Here is a 15,698-nt window from a genome sequence, read left to right as displayed (position 1 = left end):
GTGATGTTCACCCCACTGGGTCACGGTCAGCCGACCGTCGCATACCGTTTCTCCGACGCGATCGACGCGATCCAACAGCCGCGGCCGGCTGCCGGAGCGGACGACCGCGGTCGCACGACACCTGAGCACGGAGGAACGGGCGATGGCAGAGCAGGCGTTGATCACGGGAATGGGCGGCAAGGAGCCGAACATCGACGCGGATGCCTTCACGGCACCGACCTCGGTCGTCATCGGTGAGATCACGATGGCCGCGGGCTCCAGCGTCTGGTACCACGCCGTACTGCGCGCCGACTGCGGCCCGATCGTCATCGGGGCCGACAGCAACATCCAGGACAACTGCAGCGTCCATGTCGACCCCGGGTTCCCCGTCACGGTCGGCGAGCGCGTCTCGGTCGGGCACAACGCCGTGCTCCACGGCTGCACGATCGAGGACGACGTCCTCGTCGGCATGGGCTCGACCATCCTCAACGGAGCCCATATCGGCGCCGGTTCACTGATCGCGGCGCAGGCGCTGGTCCCGCAGGGAATGCGGGTGCCCCCGGGCTCGCTGGTCGCCGGTGTCCCCGCCAAGGTCAAGCGGCAGCTGACCGAGGAGGAGCTCGAAGGCATCAAGTTCAACGCGGTGGGTTACGTGGAGCTGGCCAAGGCGCACCGCCAGGCCCACGAGGGCTGAGCGGGGAGGACGGGGCGGGGCCGGGGGCGTACGGGAGGGAGCGCCGGGCGGGGCACGTGCCCGGCGGCTTCGTGTCTCCGCCTCGCCCGCGCCGCCCGCACCGCACTGTCCCGCCCGCGTCGTCCCGCTCCGTACCGTCCGGTCAGTCCGCGGCCGGTACCGCTGCCGAGCCGGGCGCAGAGGCGGCCGACGCCCGCTCCGCCGCCTTCTTGGCCCGGTTCTTCACGATCAGCATCGAGGTGATGCCGATCAGCACCGCGACCACGAGGCCGAGATACGAGAACCGCTTGAGCCAGGCCTCGGCGACGACTCCCACCGAGTAGATGACGGCCGTCGTGCCGCCCGCCCAGACGATGCCACCGAGCACGTTGGCGATCAGGAACTTCCAGTACGGCATGTGCAGTACGCCCGCCAGCGGACCCGCGAAGATCCTCAACAGCGCCACGAAGCGGCCGAAGAACACTGCCCACATGCCCCACTTCTGGAACGAGCGCTCCGCCAGCCCGATCTGGCTCTCGCCGAAGTGCTTGGGGAACTTCCTGCCCAGCCGGGCCAGCAGCGGCCGGCCGCCCTTGCGGCCGATGGCGTATCCGATCGAGTCACCGATGACCGCGCCGGCCGAGGCGCAGGCGCCGAGGATCCACGGGTTCACTCCGTCGTGCCCGGCAGCCAGCAGCGCCGCGCTGATCAGTACGATCTCGCCCGGCAGTGGAATGCCGAGGCTCTCCAGCCCGATGACCACGCCCACCAGGGCGTAGACGCTGACCGCGGGGATGGTCTCCAGCCATTCCTGGATGTGCAACGCCGATCCTCCCGTAACCGATGTCCGTTGCCCGCCGGGCAACTCCTCGGCGCACGGCGGGAAGCCTACCTGCCCCGCCAACTGCCCGGACAGTGCGAAAAGCCGCCACGCGCCCTCTCGTTGGGGTGCGTGGCGGCTCTTCGCGGAACCGGCCGGGATCAGGCGTGGGGACGCAGCGTCCAGACGACCGTCATCTCACCGGTCACCGCGCCGTCCGCGCGGTGGATCTCGATGGCCACGGGGAACTCCGGCCGTTCGCCCGCGTCGAGTTGGGCGATGACATCGGCCACCGGGCGGCCGAGGGTCGCCGTCGCCGTGACGACGCCCTTGGCCAGCTTCTTGTAACCGATCTCCGCCTTCACCGCCAGCGGCACGGCGCGCGACATCTGGTCGCCGAAGGCGGCGATGACGATCGCCCCGCTCGCCGATTCCGCCAGCGTGAACATCGCTCCGGCGTGCGGTCCGCCGATGTGGTTGTGGTACTCGGCCTGGTCCGGCAGGCGGACCACCGCGCGCTCGGCGGTCGTCTCCAGGAACTCGAGGTTGAGGGTCCGGGCCATCGGAACCGTCGCGACGAGCATCTCGCCGACGGTCATCTGTTCAGCGCTCATGCCCGGATGTTACTCATGAGTAGAACTCTTTGGCCATCCCCGGGAACCTCCGGCGTCCCTCCTTGATCACATCCTTCACCGTCCGCACACGGGGGCGGGCGTAGCAGACCGGCCACCACCCCTCTATCGTTACTCGCCATGTGGCCAGGACAGCAGCCGCCCGGGGGCGAGCAAAACCCGCAGGACCAGAATCAGAACCCGTACCAGCAGCCGGGGTACCAGCAGCCGAATCCCTATCAGCAGCCGGGATACCAACAGCAGGGACAGCAGGGGCATCCGCAGCAGGGCCAGCAGCCCGGCTATCCGCAGCCGAACCCGTACCAGCAGCCGACCGTGCCGCAGTACACGGTGCCCGGCCCGCCCGGTCCGCCGCAGCCCGGCGACAACAAGAAGAAGACCACCGCCGTCGCGATCGTCGCGGCCACCGCTGTCGTCGTGGCCGCCGTGGTGACCGGTGTCGTCGTGATGAACAAGGACGACAAGGGTAAGGACGTCGCCGACGACAAGCAGTCCTCGGCGCCCGCCAAGCCGTCCGAGTCGGCCTCCGACGGGGCGAACCCGCGCAGCGACGACGGGGACCCCAAGCCCCTCATCCCCGGGTGGAAGGTCGTCACCAACCCCAAGTGGGGCACCCAGTTCGACGTGCCCGGGGACTGGGAGGTCGGCAATCCCGGCACAGCCTCGTACTTCGACGACGAGAAGAAAGGGGCCGGCTCGCCCCCCCTCATCGCTTTCTCCGCGCCGTCGTACTACCAGAAGAAGTGGTGCGTGGACGACACCAACAAGGACGGTATCGAAGAGAGCATGAGCCTCGCGAGCGCCGGCACCAGGGGCGCCCAGGGCGCCACCGACGCCGCCAAGAACGCGCACAGCGAGGCCGGCACCTGGGTGTGGGGCGCCTACGCGCAACACATGCCGCAGAGCACCATCAAGTTCACCGACGCCAAGCAGTACACCACCAAGTCGGGTCTCACCGGCCAGGTCGTCACCGCCACCGCTCCGAACGTCACGAAGAAGGAGAAGTGCGACAGCGACGGCAAGGCCATCGCCTTCACCTTCAAGAACAAGAAGGGTGAGTTCGCTTCCTGGGTCCTGTACGGAGCCGACTCCGTCAAGGACGAACTCCCGGACACGACGATCCAGAAGATCCTCAGCACCATGCGGCTGGTGGACGTCGTCAAGACCGACTGACCCGTTTCCCTCCCCCGGAAAACAGTTGGCACGGCGAGGGGTGCGGCGGCGATAGTCCCTTGGTGACTGTCGCCTCCGCCCCCGAGTACCGTCCGCTGCGTCCCGGCCGCAACTACCGTCTGCTGACCGCCGCCGCGATCATCACGGGCCTGGGTACCCATGGCGCGCTGATCGCGGCGGCGTTCGCCGTGCTGGAGGCGGGCGGTGACGGCGGCGACGTCGGTCTGGTGGCCGCCGCCAGGACCGCGCCCCTGGTGCTCTTCCTGCTGGTCGGGGGCGCGATCGCGGACCGGCTGCCGCGCCACCGGGTGATGGTCGCGGCGAACGCCCTCAACTGCCTCTCGCAGGCCGCGTTCGCCTGGCTGGTCCTGGCCGGCGATCCGAAGCTGTGGCAGATGATGCTGCTCACCGCGTTGTGCGGCACCGGGCAGGCGTTCTTCAACCCGGCAGCCGAGGGCATGCTGATGTCCAGCGTCAGCCGTGAGCAGGCGAGTCGCGCCTTCGCGCTGTTCCGGATGGCCATGCAGGGCGCGACGATCGGCGGTGCGGCACTCGGCGGCGCCATGATCGCGGCAATGGATCCGGGCTGGGTGCTGGCCGTCGATGCCGCCGCCTTCGCGGTGGCGGGTGCGCTGCGCGCGTTCCTGGACGTCAGCCACATCCCCCCGCGCGCGCCGGGCGGCGGTCTGCTCGCCGATATGCGGGACGGCTGGCAGGAGTTCGTCGGCCGCCCCTGGCTGTGGAGCATCGTCGCGCAGTTCTCGGTGGTGGTCGCCGCGGTGGGTGCGGCCGAGTCGGTGTACGGTCCGCTGGTCGCCAGGGACGAGCTCGGTGGCGCCCGCCCCTGGGGATTCGCGCTCGCCGCGTTCGGGGCCGGCACCTTGGGCGGGGCGCTGCTGATGCTGCGCTGGAAGCCCCAACGGCTGTTGCTCGCCGGAACGCTCTGCGTCTTCCCGCTGGCGCTGCCGGCGGCGGGCCTCGCGGTGCCGCTGCCGGTGGGCGCGCTCTGCGTGGTGATGTTCGTCAGCGGGGCGGCCATCGAGGTGTTCGGGGTCTCGTGGATGACGGCCATGCATCAGGAGATCCCGGAGGAGAAGCTCTCGCGGGTCTCGGCGTACGACTGGTTCGGCTCGGTGGCGATGATGCCGGTGGCCACCGCGCTCGCCGGTCCGGTGGAGTCACTGGTCGGGCGGAGCGAGGCCCTGTGGGGCTGTGCGGCGCTGATCGTGCTGGTCACCGGGGCCGTGTTGTTCGTTCCGGAGGTACGCGGTCTGACCCGGGCCCCCGCCACCACCGCGGTGGCGAAGGACCGGGGCCTGGCGTCATCCGATACTGAAGGCCCCGTCGGGCGGCTCGGGTGACGCGACCGCCGCACCGTCCCTGACCGGCCCGGCGGCACCGGTGAGCCGGTCCAGCGCGGCACCGTGCTCGACCCTGGCCGGGAAGGCGTCGGCGGCGCAGCGGCGGGTCAGCATCGCGGTGTCGATGGGGCTCGGGGAGGCGACGAGGACGAGGTTGCCGAAGCGCCGGCCGCGCAGCACCGCGGGTTCGGCGATCAGCGCGAGTTTCTCGAAGACGTCCGCGAAGGTGGCCAGTTGGGAGCGGAGGAAGCCGAAGGGCGCACCGTCCGCGAAGTTGGCGGCGTAGATTCCGCGGTCCCGCAGCGACCGGCGGGCCGCCTGCGCGTACTCCACGGTGGTGAGGTGGGCGGGCACCCGCGAGCCGCCGAAGACGTCCGCGATCAGGATGTCGAGGGAGCCGGGCGCGGTCTGTTCCAGCCGGCTGCGGGCGTCCGTGCCGTGCACGGTGATCCCGCTGCCGTCGGGGACCGGCAGCTGCTCGGCGACCAGTTCGAGGAGCCCGAGGTCGGCCTCGGCGACGTCCTGGCGGGAGCCGGGCCTGGCTGCGGCGACATAGCGGGGCAGGGTGAGCGCACCGCCGCCGAGGTGGAGTACGTCCAGCGGTGCGCCCGATGCCGCCGCGCAGTCGATGACATGCGCGAGCCGTCGCGCGTACTCGAATTCGAGATGGTCCGGCGCGTCGAGGTCGACGTAGGACTGGGGCGCGCCGTCGACGGTGAGCAGCCAGGCCCTGTCCCGGTCCACGTCGGGAAGAAGCCTGGCGGTGCCCTGGTCCACGTCCCGGATGACCGGTATCGAGTCGTTCACTCCTCCATTGTGGGGTGCCGGATCAGCTGTTCAGGACCGCGGCCACGGCTTCGGTGTGTGCCGTCGACTGGGCGAGCCCGGCGCGGGCGGCCGCGGCGCGGCAGTTCGGGTCGAGCGGGTTGCGGCCAAAGGCCTTCTTCGCCGCCGCGTCCGGGGTGATGACCTCGACCCGGGCTCCGTTCGCGGCGAGCGCGGCCGCCTGCGAACCCGGGGAGGCGATGGCCTTGTTGCCACTGGCCGACGGGGCGATGACGACGACGCGTCCGTAACCGGCGGCGAGCTGGGCGTTGGCCGTGGAGTGCACCCCGCCGTCGATCCAGGACCGCCCGTCGATGCGGGCGACGGGCCACACGGCGGGGACCGCGGAGCTCGCGGTGACGGCGTCGACGAGGGACACCCCACTGTCCTTGTCGAATGTGTGCAGTTCGCCGGTCGTGGCGTCGACGGCGGTGACGATCAGCGGACGCCCCGGCCACTCGGGCGACAGCAGACGGCCCGTGATCGCCGCGCGCCGTTCCTCCGCGGTGACGCCGAGCCGGGCGTCCTGCGCGATCCTGCCCAGCTTCCGGCCGTACGCCTCGGGGGTCCGGGCGGAAAGTACGGCGCCCGCGTAGCGCAGCAGGGTGAACATGCCGAGCTTGCCGCCCGTGATGTCCTGCGGATCGGCGAGCTGGAGTTCGTAGAGTTCGGGAAGGCCGAGCAGCCCGGAGGCCAGCTGTGCGCCGACCATCGCTCCCGCGGAGCTGCCGATGATCAGATCCGCTGCGGAGAGGTCCACGCCCGAACTCGCGAGCCCGTGCAGGATTCCGGTCTCCCAGGCACTGCCGGTGACGCCGCCGGAACCCAGGACCAGCGCTGTGTCTGTCATGCCGTCAGTCTTGCGCACGGCGCCGGACCCGCCTCCCGTGGGGTACGGGAGGCGGGCCCTTGGAACGTCGCCGTTCAGAGGACGCCGGTGACGGTGCCGGCGCCGACCGTGCGGCCGCCCTCGCGGATCGCGAAGCCGAGTCCGGTCTCCAGCGGGACGTCACGTCCCAGCTCGACGGTCAGGTCGACCGTGTCGCCCGGACGCGCCACCGCCACCTCACCGAGATCGACGTCTCCGACGACGTCCGCGGTGCGGATGTAGAACTGCGGCCGGTAGCCGGTGGCGACCGGCGTCGTCCGGCCGCCCTCCCGCGCCGACAGGACGTACACCTGCGCGGTGAAGCGCCGGCTCGGCGTCACACTGCCCGGCGCCGCGACCACATGGCCGCGGCGGACCCGGTCGCGCTCCACTCCGCGCAGCAGCAGGGCCACGTTGTCACCGGCCTCCGCGGACTCCATCGGCTTCCCGAAGGTCTCCAGGCCGGTGACGACGGTCTCGATGTCCGGGTCCGGTCCGAGCACCGAAACCCGGTCGCCGGTACGGACGGTGCCGCGCTCGACGGCCCCAGTGACGACGGTGCCCCTGCCGGTGATGGTCAGGACGTTCTCCACCGACAGCAGGAACGGCGCGTCGATGTAGCGGACCGGCATCGGTACGTAGGTGTCGACGGCGTCCAGCAGCGCCTCGACGGCCGCGGTCCAGCGCGGGTCGCCCTCCAGGGCCTTGAGGCCCGACACCCGCACGACGGGAACGGAGTCACCGCCGTAGCCGTGCGCGGAGAGCAGCTCACGGACCTCCAGCTCGACCAGGTCGGTCAGCACCGTGTCCTCGCCGTCGTCGACGGCGTCCGCCTTGTTGAGAGCGACGACGATGTGGTCGACACCCACCTGGCGGGCGAGCAGCACGTGCTCGGCGGTCTGCGGCATGATCCCGTCGAGCGCGGAGACGACCAGGATCGCCCCGTCGAGCTGGGCGGCGCCGGTGACCATGTTCTTGATGTAGTCGGCGTGCCCCGGCATGTCGACATGGGCGTAGTGGCGGGTGTCGGTCTCGTACTCGACGTGCGCGATGTTGATGGTGATACCGCGCTGCGTCTCCTCCGGCGCCCGGTCGATCCGGTCGAACGGGACGAACGTGCCGGTCCCGCGGTCGCTGAGGACCTTGGTGATGGCGGCGGTCAGGGTGGTCTTCCCGTGGTCGACGTGGCCCATGGTGCCGATGTTGAGGTGCGGCTTGGTGCGCACGTATGCCGTCTTGGGCATGGTTCATTCCTTGATGTTCGAAGCTGAGAGAGAAGACCCCAGGGCCCCGCCGACCCTCCCCTTGCGGGGTCCGCCGGACTGTCGGGGGAGGGTCAGCTTCGGGCGCCGCCGATGGGCGCCGCGGCAGCGGTGAACGCTGCTGCGAAGAGTGCTGCGGTGACAGGGCTCACGGCAGCCTTCGGCGCGTCCGCGACTGCGGACGGCGCTGCGAGGAAGGCGTACCGGAACATGGGTCCGATCATGTCGGACGGGCCGGGCGGCGTCGAATGGTTTTCGGGCGGACACCGCAGTCGCGGCAGGGGAGTTCGGCCCGAGCCGGACGCCGGGCGGGCAAGGGGCGCGGCATCAGCCGCCTCGCTCCCGCAGCGCACATTACGGCGGTAACGCACCGGCGTCGGATACTCTCCCCGCATGCTCGACCCCGTCCCCGCCGCCCGGCCCGCCACCGGCCTCGCCGTGCGCTGTACGAGGGCGCTGCTCTCGCCCTGGTCCCGGTTCTCGCTGCTCGTGGCCGTGCTGCTGGGCGCCGCGGCGACGATGCTCCTCCTCGAACCCCAGCGGCTGCTCGCCACCGGCTGGCCCGCCCAGCTCAGCGGTGGCGCCGTCGCGGTGATCCTGTTCGGTGCCGCGTACGGCGTGTGCACCGTGGCCTTCGTTCCGCGGCCACTGCTCAATCTCGCGGCCGGCGCGCTCTTCGGTACACAGGCGGGACTGGCCGCCGCACTGGCGGGGACGGTGCTCGGCGCGGGCATCTCGTTCGGGCTGGGCCGGGTGCTGGGTCAGGATGCGCTCCGGACGCTGCTGCGAGGGCGGTGGCTCAAGGCCGCGGACGGCCAGTTGAGCAGGCACGGGTTCCGCTCCATGCTGGCGCTTCGGCTGTTCCCGGGAGTGCCGTTCGCGGCGGCCAACTACTGCGCGGCGGTGTCACGCATGGGGTATCCGCCGTTCCTGGCCGCCACCGGGCTCGGCTCGATCCCGAACACCGCGGCGTATGTCGTCGCGGGCAGCGAGGCCTCGTCACCGACGTCTCCGGCGTTCCTGGCCGCGATGGGCTTCATCGTGCTGACGGGGCTGGGCGCGGCCGTCGTCGCCTGGCGCAAGCGCCACCGTCTGACCGCCGGGTGAACCGGTGCGCACGGCGACCCGCACCGGGGCGGTGGGCGGCCCGGGGGTACGCGTAACGCTGTTCATCTGAGGGCGGTACCCTGCCCGCGACCGACCGAAGATCTCCGGGCCCGCCACGGCCCTGCCCTCAATTGACCGCAATGCGCACGCTGCCGACGGCCCTCCATGCCGTCGGCCGATGCACGATCACCTCCGGGATGGCCAAAGCCCCATGAGCTGGTTCGAATCGTTCGTCCTGGGCCTCGTACAGGGACTGACCGAGTTCCTGCCGATCTCCTCCAGCGCGCATCTGCGGCTCACCGCAGCGTTCGCCGGCTGGCACGACCCGGGTGCGGCGTTCACCGCCATCACCCAGATCGGTACGGAGGCGGCAGTCCTCATCTACTTCCGCAAGGACATCGTCCGGATCGTCTCGGCCTGGTTCCGTTCGCTGACCGACCGGTCGATGCGCAGCGACCACGACGCCCAGATGGGCTGGCTGGTCATCGTGGGCTCCATCCCCATCGGCGTGCTCGGTGTGACCTTCAAGGACCAGATCGAGGGCCCGTTCCGCGATCTGCGGCTGATCGCCACCACGCTGATCGTGATGGGCATCGTCCTGGGCATCGCCGACCGTCTCGCCGCCCGCGACGAGGTGGGCGGGAAGCACCGGGCCGGCAAGGAGCGCAAGACGCTCAAGGAACTCGGGGTGAAGGACGGCCTGATCTTCGGTTTCTGCCAGGCGATGGCCCTGGTCCCGGGCGTCTCCCGCTCCGGGGCCACCATCAGCGGTGGTCTGTTGATGGGGTACACCCGCGAGGCCGCGGCCCGGTACTCCTTCCTGCTCGCGGTCCCGGCGGTGCTCGCCTCGGGTGTCTTCGAGCTGAAGGACGCGGGTGAGGGACATGTGTCGTGGGGACCGACGATCTTCGCGACCGTCATCGCGTTCGGCGTGGGGTACGCGGTCATCGCCTGGTTCATGAAGTTCATCACCACCAAGAGCTTCATGCCGTTCGTCATCTACCGCGTACTGCTCGGCGTGCTGCTGTTCGCGCTGGTGGCCGCGGGTGTGCTGAGCCCGCACGCCGGTGAGTCGGCGGGCTAGGTTCGCACGCGCGGCACCCGGGCGCCGGGGCCTGGTTCTTCGCACGTACGGCACCCGGGTGCCGGGTCAGCGCCTCGCGCGGCGGCGGAACAGGTATCCGCCCAGGGCCAGCCCGGCGACCAGGGTCACGGCCAGTACCGCCCAGAGCGGCAGGGTGACGGTGGGAATCCACAGCCGGATGCCGACCGACCCGGTGTTCGCGGCGATGAACCAGATCGCGAGCCCCGCCAGCACCAGGGCCCCGATGGTGCGGATGCGTACGTTCCGGCCCTTGACGGTCAGGGTCGGCGGGCCGTGCGATCGGGACGTCTTCTCTGCCATGCGTCCAGTATCGAGCGATTCAGGCGATTAGTCCTGACGGGCGGCCGCATTCCTCGACTCCCGGTGCACCAGGTCGTCGACGATGCCCGGCCGCACCCGTACGTCCCAGGAAGCGACCTGCTCCGGACGGGTCAGGGTATGTCGCCCCGCCAGTCCCAGCGGTCGGGGTCGCCGTCCCGCGGCCCGTACTCCGCCCTGCCGCCCGGTCCGAACCGCCCGATCTCGGTGTTCAGCGCCGCTCCCTCGCGCAGCGCCCGGTCCGTCCAACCGGTCACGTCGAGAAGCAGGCCGTCGAGCGGGCCGCCCACCAACTCCCGGTAGGCGTGACCCGGCCGGGGCCCGGGGTCGGGATCGTCATGGTCGGCGCCGTACACGCGCCGCTGCCGCATCAGCTCGTCCATGGGGGCAGGATCGCATCCGGCACTGACAATCGCAGTGGCCGGGACGCCACGGAGCGCACCGGCGCCGCCGGGTCCGCCCCGATTCCCGGGACCGTCTCCGCCTTGTTCGCGAAGCCGAGCCGCCGCTTCCGCGTACACGGGCGGCCACAGGTCCCGGATGTTCCGGGCAGATAGGGTCGAAAGTCCCTGCCGCACGATCTCCGTGCGTACCAGCCTGGGACATGCACCGCCGGAACCTGGAGGGTAAATCATGACCAGCACCGACCGTCCCGTGATCGCCGCAGTCGACGGCTCGTCGCACAGCCTCGAAGCACTCGACTGGGCCGCGCACGAAGCCGTACGGCGGGGCCTCGGGCTGACGATCGTGCACGCCCGCACGCCCGACCGGCGCGTCGGACAGGACACGCAACGGCGCGAGGCGGAAGAGCTGCTCGACCGGTCCGTACGCAGGGTGTCCGAGATCGCTCCGGAGCTGCACACCTCGAAGCTGACACCGCTGGACTTCCCTTCGGCGGCGCTCACCTCGCTCAGCCGTGAGGCCTCGCTGGTGGTCGTCGGCTCGCGCGGTCTGGGCGGCTTCCGGTCCCTGCTGCTCGGCTCCAACAGCCTGGCGACCGCGTCGATGGCCGAATGCCCCGTCGTCGTGGTCCACAGCGGGCCGTCGCACGAGGACCCGGCGGAGGCGGCGGGAACACATCCCGACATCGTCGCGGGCGTGGCTGCCGACGAGAGCAGCGAAGCGGTTCTCGAGTTCGCCTTCGAGACCGCCGCATCCCGGCCCGGTGCGCGACTGCGGATCGTGCACGGCTGGACGATGTTCTCCTCGATCCTCTCCGGCGGCCCCGCCTTCGACCGGGACGCGGTGGCGGACTCGGCCGAACGGACCCTCGCGGAACTCACCGCCGGTTGGCGGGAGAAGTACCCGCAGGTCGAGGTCGTCAGGGACCCGGTCGGCGGCTCCGCCTCACGCACCCTGGTCACGGCGTCGGCGACCGCGGCGCTGACCGTGATCGGGCGTCGCCGGGGCGGCGAGTCCCTCGGGCTCGGGCTCTCCCCCGTCGCGCAGACCACGCTCACGCATGCGCTCGGCCCGGTTGCCGTGGTGCCCTGCTGACATCAGCGCCGCCCCGCCGTGCGTGCACGCCTCTTGGCCTCGCACGCCGGCGGGCAGACACTGACCCGATGACGCAGCGCGTGGATCTCGCGACCGTGATGGACCGGCTGTCCATCGATGCAGTGATCACCGGCTACGCGACGGCGGTGGACGACGGGGAATGGGCCGACTACCGGGCCCTGTTCACCGCGGACGGCCGAGCCGACTACCGCGGCGCCGGTGGTGTCGAAGGGCCGGCGCACGAGGTCGCCCAGTGGCTGGCGGGGAAGATGCGGCTCTTCCCCGTACGCCAGCATCTGATCGTCAACCGCCGGCTCGACCTCCAGGACCTGGGCGGCTACCCGGGCGACCGCGCCGAGGTGGGGGCCGACTACCTCAACCCGATGCGGCTGGCGAGCACCGCGGCCGGTGCGGGCGATGCGGAGGTACGGGACACCGCGCCGAACTTCGTCTCCGGCGGACGGTACGCGTTCACGCTGTCGCGTACGGACGGCGGCTGGCGGATCCGGACCGTGACCGTCCACGAGAAGTGGCGCAGCGCGGGAAACCTCTTCCCCGCGGACTGATCCCGGCCCTCCGGTGCTTCCGCTCCCCCGCACCGGGGAAGAACTGCGGAACGGACAAGCAGGGGGGAGACTGCTGATCAGGCAGGACGAGGAGGCGCGGCATGCGATTTCCGGCCGGTCGGAGCGGGCAGTGGGAGCGGGTACTGCGGTCCGGCCGGTGGCGTAGCTGTCTCGCACTGCTCGCGGGTGCGCTGCCCGCACTCGCGTTCCCCGCGCCTTCGCTGTGGTGGCTCGCCGGTGTCGGCCTGGTTCCGTGGCTGCTCCTCATCCGGTCCGCCGGCACGGGACGCCGGGCGGCGCTGGACGGCTGGCTCGGCGGCACCGGCTACATGCTCGCGGTGCATCACTGGCTGATGCCGAGCCTCCATGTCTTCATCGTGGTCCTGGCGGCCCTGCTCGGTCTGCTGTGGGCTCCGTGGGGGCTGCTGGTCTTCCGGATGCTGGGCGGGCCGGTCTCCGGCCACGTGGCCGTCACCGCAGTCGTCGTGGTGCCCTGCGGCTGGCTGATGATCGAACTGGCCCGTTCCTGGGAGGCGCTCGGCGGTCCCTGGGGGCTGCTGGGCGCAAGCCAGTGGCAGGTGGCTCCCGCGCTCCGCGTGGCGTCCGTGGGCGGGGTGTGGCTGGTGAGCTTCGTGGTGGTGGCGGTGAATACCGCTGTCGCCCTGCTCTTCGTGAGCGCGGCCGCCCGCGTGGTGGCCGCGGTGGGCATCGTGGTGTGCGCCCTGGCCGTCGGGGCGATGGCGAGGTGGGCGCCGCAGCCCGAGGAGTCGGGGGTGGCCAGGATCGCCGTCGTACAGCCGGGCGTGTTCACGGGCGCCCACGGAGCCGAGCGCCGGCTCGCCCGTAGTGAGCAGCTGACCGGTTCGCTGGCGGGGCGCGATCTCGATCTGGTGGTGTGGGGCGAGAGCAGTGTGGGGATGGATCTCGCGCAGCACCCGGACGTCACCGCACGGATCGCCGCTCTCTCGCGCCGGGTGGGCGCGGATGTGCTGGTCAATATGGACGCCAGGCAGACCGGCCGATCGGGCCGGACGGGGATCTTCAAGTCGGCGGTGCTGGTGGGTCCGGCCGGGCTGACCGGGGACCGCTACGACAAGATGCGGCTGGTGCCGTTCGGCGAGTACATCCCGGCCCGGTCGGTGCTCGGCTGGGCCACGTCCGTGGGCCGGGCGGCGGGCGAGGACCGGTTGCGGGGCACCCGGCAGGTGACGATGTCCCTGCCCCGAGCCGAGGGCGGACACGGCCTGCGGATCGGGCCGCTGATCTGCTTCGAGTCCGCGTTCCCCGACATGAGCCGTCGGCTCACCCGGGACGGTGCGCAGTTGCTGGTCGCCCAGTCGTCCACCTCGTCGTTCCAGCACAGCTGGGCACCCTTGCAGCATGCCTCGCTCGGGGCGCTGCGGGCCGCCGAGAACGGCCGTCCGATGGTGCATGCCACGCTCACCGGCGTCAGTACGGTGTACGGGCCCCGAGGGGCGCGGGTCGGTGCTCCGCTCGGTACGCACACGAGCGGGGCCGCCGTGTTCGACGTACCGCTGACGACGGGCACCACGCTCTACGTGCGGCTGGGCGACTGGCCGCTTCAGGGGGCGGCGGCGGTGCTGGCCCTGTTCTGCGCCCTTGTAGGGGCCCGTGCGTTCGTGAGGCATAACCGGGGCAAGCCGGTCCAGGCGGGGAGGTGAGACTCGGGGAGGTGAGACTTCAGCCGCCAACCTGTTCAACCTCGCGCTTTCATGAAGCGGGCTGCCCGGCGTCAGCAAGCTGGCGGACCCTCATGAACGATCGAGGCCAGTCCGCCACCGACCCTGCAAGCACCCGGCAGTAGTCCCCATCCCGGCCCTGCAACGGAACCCCACGCCATCAGAATCCACCCATCACCACAAAAGTCAGCAATCACGATGATTGTTAACAACCCTGTCAATCGCAACCCAAAGCAGCCATGGCGAAATCCTTTTGCTGAATCCTGCATTCCACTTACCCGTGGCAAATAACCGAACGGAATCACCTTCCTCAAGGTATGATCGCAACGCAAAACGAGAAGGCCTTGCCGCATTCTTGAGCAACCAAAGCCCGATCACTCATTGTCGCAATTCAGGCCAATTCGCGACGAGAACGCACGCAAGAATAGAGAAAAGGGAGCCAATGAACTTAAAAGCGCGTACAATAGCAGCAGCAATCGGGGCCACCTTGATCACTTGGGGGATTAGCGCACCCGCCCAAGCTTCCGCGCCCGTGAAGGATGGGCAAATTCACACCCAGGGGACGATTCAGTGCGCCCCGGAGGGCAAAACATACACCGTAAAGAAAAAGCCCGGAACCGCAGTCCGATCCAAGCCTGCCAGCAGCGCCCCCCAGGTAGATACTGTCTACTTCGGAAACAAGGTAAGCAGTAAGTTTTACTGCGTCAACAGCAAAGTGATCTTCGTCTGTATCAGCCTGTGCAAGGTTGACGAAAATGGGATTGCCGGACGCTGGGTTTTCCGCGGCGATCTAGCCTAGCGCGGGGCACAACTCTGCCTGGCTCCGCTGATCTAGAGCGGGCTACGAGCAACCCGACCACGGGGATTCCGCCACGGCGGAGGAGGCAGGCGCATCCCACCTCCTCCGCCGCCCCGGCCCACTGGCACACAAGGAACGTCATCTGCCCATTCGGAAAGATCCCGAAGATGGATAGGCAAGCGTCCTCGCCAAGCTTGTCGGCGACGTATTCGTGCAGTTCATCGCCAATATCGTCGGGTTCCCACTTCGCGTCGACGAGCAGACGCTGCAGACCCTCGGGGTGGCGTGACCTCCCTGCCCGGCAAGCTGTCAGCCGCTCTCCGGGGCCACTGGGGCGAGCAGCCCATGCACGTAGTCCCGCATGCGGCGGCGAAGTTCCACACGGCCGAAGCGCTGACCGATGGTCACGAAGACGACATCCAGTTCAGGGTCTCACTGCTCGGCAACTTGCTCGGTGATCACGTAGGAGGCCTTCCCGCCCGCTGTCATTACCTGAGCGTTGTTGCACGATCGTGCCGCGGCACCATGAAACCGCCCGCGTGCCGTGGTGGCTGATGAACGCGGCCATGGTTGCACCCCGCCACTCGGGGCGGATCGTCTTCGCGGGAGCCGAAGAGGCCGAGGCTGAGCGTCTGCCGGCCATGCCCGCCCGCCAACGCCACGCGGAAGTCCTCGAGGTGCTCCGGGGCGTCGCGGGCGACCGCAGCCTCAAACCGCTCAAGGTCATGGAGCACGAATGGGCCAAAGACCTGTTCGCCCGCGCCGCCTTCACGGACTCGGAGCGTGTGACGGGCATCCGGGAGATCTACGAGCCGGTCCACGACACCCTCTTCCGGGCCGGCGTCATCACCGACCAAGTCGACTGTTCCCACGACAGCGGAAACAAGACCGCTGCCCAACTGCTCAAGCGGATCGGGCGGCCCTCAAGGTAGGTCCCTTCCACGCCAGTTGTTGCTGACGGAGCTGCTCAGCGAGTCGGCACATCGGCAGAGCAGGGGAAAACCAGGTGCGAC

Annotated in this window: 16 protein-coding genes; 9 read left to right on the top strand and 7 right to left on the bottom strand. The window is 70.1% G+C overall.

Going from position 1 to position 15,698, the window contains the following annotated elements; genetic code table 11:
* The first annotated feature begins 142 nt into the window (after nucleotides 1–142).
* Nucleotides 143–673 carry a gamma carbonic anhydrase family protein gene (locus OG611_RS21545; protein WP_266422580.1) on the top strand — a complete coding sequence of 177 codons (531 nt, stop codon included), beginning with the start codon at nucleotides 143–145 and terminating at the stop codon, nucleotides 671–673.
* Nucleotides 674–815: 142 nt separating this feature from the next.
* On the opposite strand, the gene OG611_RS21540 is transcribed toward OG611_RS21545, so the two are convergent.
* Complete coding sequence (locus OG611_RS21540) at nucleotides 816–1,475, bottom strand: DedA family protein (protein WP_266422577.1); 660 nt, start codon at nucleotides 1,473–1,475, stop codon at nucleotides 816–818.
* 158 nt (nucleotides 1,476–1,633) lie between these two features.
* Nucleotides 1,634–2,071 (bottom strand): DUF4442 domain-containing protein, encoded by a 438-nt coding sequence (locus tag OG611_RS21535; RefSeq protein WP_266426080.1) that lies wholly within the window; start codon nucleotides 2,069–2,071, stop codon nucleotides 1,634–1,636.
* 153 nt (nucleotides 2,072–2,224) lie between these two features.
* Here OG611_RS21535 and OG611_RS21530 point away from each other — a divergent pair, with 153 nt between their 5' ends.
* Entirely contained in the window at nucleotides 2,225–3,277 is a 1,053-nt protein-coding gene (locus OG611_RS21530; protein WP_266422574.1) for a hypothetical protein, read from the top strand.
* 62 nt (nucleotides 3,278–3,339) lie between these two features.
* A complete protein-coding gene (locus tag OG611_RS21525; RefSeq protein WP_266422570.1) occupies nucleotides 3,340–4,638 on the top strand; it encodes an MFS transporter in 1,299 nt (432 codons plus the stop codon).
* Here the strand turns inward: OG611_RS21525 and OG611_RS21520 are convergent.
* The 3 genes from OG611_RS21520 to tuf all read right to left on the bottom strand — a co-directional run bounded on the left by OG611_RS21520 (nucleotide 4,600) and on the right by tuf (nucleotide 7,575).
* Nucleotides 4,600–5,445 (bottom strand): spermidine synthase, encoded by an 846-nt coding sequence (locus tag OG611_RS21520; RefSeq protein WP_266422568.1) that lies wholly within the window; start codon nucleotides 5,443–5,445, stop codon nucleotides 4,600–4,602. The genes OG611_RS21525 and OG611_RS21520 overlap by 39 nt on opposite strands.
* A gap of 22 nt (nucleotides 5,446–5,467) precedes the next feature.
* Complete coding sequence (locus OG611_RS21515; RefSeq protein WP_266422566.1) at nucleotides 5,468–6,313, bottom strand: patatin-like phospholipase family protein; 846 nt, start codon at nucleotides 6,311–6,313, stop codon at nucleotides 5,468–5,470.
* Nucleotides 6,314–6,387: 74 nt separating this feature from the next.
* Complete coding sequence (gene tuf, locus OG611_RS21510; RefSeq protein ID WP_266422564.1) at nucleotides 6,388–7,575, bottom strand: elongation factor Tu; 1,188 nt, start codon at nucleotides 7,573–7,575, stop codon at nucleotides 6,388–6,390.
* Nucleotides 7,576–7,986: 411 nt separating this feature from the next.
* On the opposite strand from tuf, the gene OG611_RS21505 reads away from it, so the two are divergent.
* Both OG611_RS21505 and OG611_RS21500 read left to right on the top strand, forming a co-directional pair.
* The gene (locus OG611_RS21505) at nucleotides 7,987–8,700 is read left to right on the top strand and encodes a TVP38/TMEM64 family protein (RefSeq protein WP_266422562.1); all 714 of its coding nucleotides are present in this window, start codon (nucleotides 7,987–7,989) and stop codon (nucleotides 8,698–8,700) included.
* A 211-nt stretch (nucleotides 8,701–8,911) separates the two neighbouring features.
* Nucleotides 8,912–9,784 (top strand): undecaprenyl-diphosphate phosphatase, encoded by an 873-nt coding sequence (locus tag OG611_RS21500; RefSeq protein ID WP_266422559.1) that lies wholly within the window; start codon nucleotides 8,912–8,914, stop codon nucleotides 9,782–9,784.
* 66 nt (nucleotides 9,785–9,850) lie between these two features.
* On the opposite strand, the gene OG611_RS21495 is transcribed toward OG611_RS21500, so the two are convergent.
* Nucleotides 9,851–10,105: a LapA family protein gene (locus tag OG611_RS21495; protein WP_266422556.1), complete on the bottom strand. Its 255-nt coding sequence runs from the start codon at nucleotides 10,103–10,105 to the stop codon at nucleotides 9,851–9,853.
* 131 nt (nucleotides 10,106–10,236) lie between these two features.
* Nucleotides 10,237–10,506, bottom strand: a complete 270-nt coding sequence (locus OG611_RS21490; RefSeq protein ID WP_266422552.1) for a hypothetical protein — start codon at nucleotides 10,504–10,506, stop codon at nucleotides 10,237–10,239.
* 250 nt (nucleotides 10,507–10,756) lie between these two features.
* On the opposite strand from OG611_RS21490, the gene OG611_RS21485 reads away from it, so the two are divergent.
* The 4 genes from OG611_RS21485 to OG611_RS21470 all read left to right on the top strand — a co-directional run bounded on the left by OG611_RS21485 (nucleotide 10,757) and on the right by OG611_RS21470 (nucleotide 15,617).
* The gene (locus OG611_RS21485) at nucleotides 10,757–11,620 is read left to right on the top strand and encodes a universal stress protein (RefSeq protein ID WP_266422549.1); all 864 of its coding nucleotides are present in this window, start codon (nucleotides 10,757–10,759) and stop codon (nucleotides 11,618–11,620) included.
* A 68-nt stretch (nucleotides 11,621–11,688) separates the two neighbouring features.
* Nucleotides 11,689–12,186, top strand: coding sequence for a nuclear transport factor 2 family protein (locus tag OG611_RS21480; RefSeq protein WP_266422546.1), 498 nt, complete (start codon nucleotides 11,689–11,691; stop codon nucleotides 12,184–12,186).
* 101 nt (nucleotides 12,187–12,287) lie between these two features.
* Nucleotides 12,288–13,868, top strand: a complete 1,581-nt coding sequence (gene lnt, locus OG611_RS21475; RefSeq protein ID WP_266422543.1) for an apolipoprotein N-acyltransferase — start codon at nucleotides 12,288–12,290, stop codon at nucleotides 13,866–13,868.
* A 1,383-nt stretch (nucleotides 13,869–15,251) separates the two neighbouring features.
* Nucleotides 15,252–15,617 (top strand): hypothetical protein, encoded by a 366-nt coding sequence (locus tag OG611_RS21470; RefSeq protein WP_266422540.1) that lies wholly within the window; start codon nucleotides 15,252–15,254, stop codon nucleotides 15,615–15,617.
* Nucleotides 15,618–15,698 lie beyond the last annotated feature (81 nt).

This window comes from Streptomyces sp. NBC_01363 (genome assembly GCF_026340595.1).
Classification (GTDB): Bacteria; Actinomycetota; Actinomycetes; order Streptomycetales; family Streptomycetaceae; genus Streptomyces.
Note: the sequence above shows the minus strand (reverse complement) of the source record. Positions and strands in the feature narration are given on the sequence as shown.

Excerpts from the sequence above, each read along its gene's own strand:
- OG611_RS21545 (WP_266422580.1), top strand. The coding sequence starts at position 143 with ATGGCAGAGCAGGCGTTGATCACGGGAATGGGCGGCAAGGAGCCGAAC.
- OG611_RS21535 (WP_266426080.1), bottom strand. The coding sequence starts at position 2,071 with ATGACCGTCGGCGAGATGCTCGTCGCGACGGTTCCGATGGCCCGGACC.
- OG611_RS21530 (WP_266422574.1), top strand. The coding sequence starts at position 2,225 with ATGTGGCCAGGACAGCAGCCGCCCGGGGGCGAGCAAAACCCGCAGGAC.
- OG611_RS21515 (WP_266422566.1), bottom strand. The coding sequence starts at position 6,313 with ATGACAGACACAGCGCTGGTCCTGGGTTCCGGCGGCGTCACCGGCAGT.
- tuf (WP_266422564.1), bottom strand. The coding sequence starts at position 7,575 with ATGCCCAAGACGGCATACGTGCGCACCAAGCCGCACCTCAACATCGGC.
- OG611_RS21505 (WP_266422562.1), top strand. The coding sequence starts at position 7,987 with ATGCTCGACCCCGTCCCCGCCGCCCGGCCCGCCACCGGCCTCGCCGTG.
- OG611_RS21500 (WP_266422559.1), top strand. The coding sequence starts at position 8,912 with ATGAGCTGGTTCGAATCGTTCGTCCTGGGCCTCGTACAGGGACTGACC.
- OG611_RS21495 (WP_266422556.1), bottom strand. The coding sequence starts at position 10,105 with ATGGCAGAGAAGACGTCCCGATCGCACGGCCCGCCGACCCTGACCGTC.
- OG611_RS21490 (WP_266422552.1), bottom strand. The coding sequence starts at position 10,506 with ATGGACGAGCTGATGCGGCAGCGGCGCGTGTACGGCGCCGACCATGAC.
- OG611_RS21485 (WP_266422549.1), top strand. The coding sequence starts at position 10,757 with ATGACCAGCACCGACCGTCCCGTGATCGCCGCAGTCGACGGCTCGTCG.
- OG611_RS21480 (WP_266422546.1), top strand. The coding sequence starts at position 11,689 with ATGACGCAGCGCGTGGATCTCGCGACCGTGATGGACCGGCTGTCCATC.
- lnt (WP_266422543.1), top strand. The coding sequence starts at position 12,288 with ATGCGATTTCCGGCCGGTCGGAGCGGGCAGTGGGAGCGGGTACTGCGG.
- OG611_RS21470 (WP_266422540.1), top strand. The coding sequence starts at position 15,252 with ATGGTTGCACCCCGCCACTCGGGGCGGATCGTCTTCGCGGGAGCCGAA.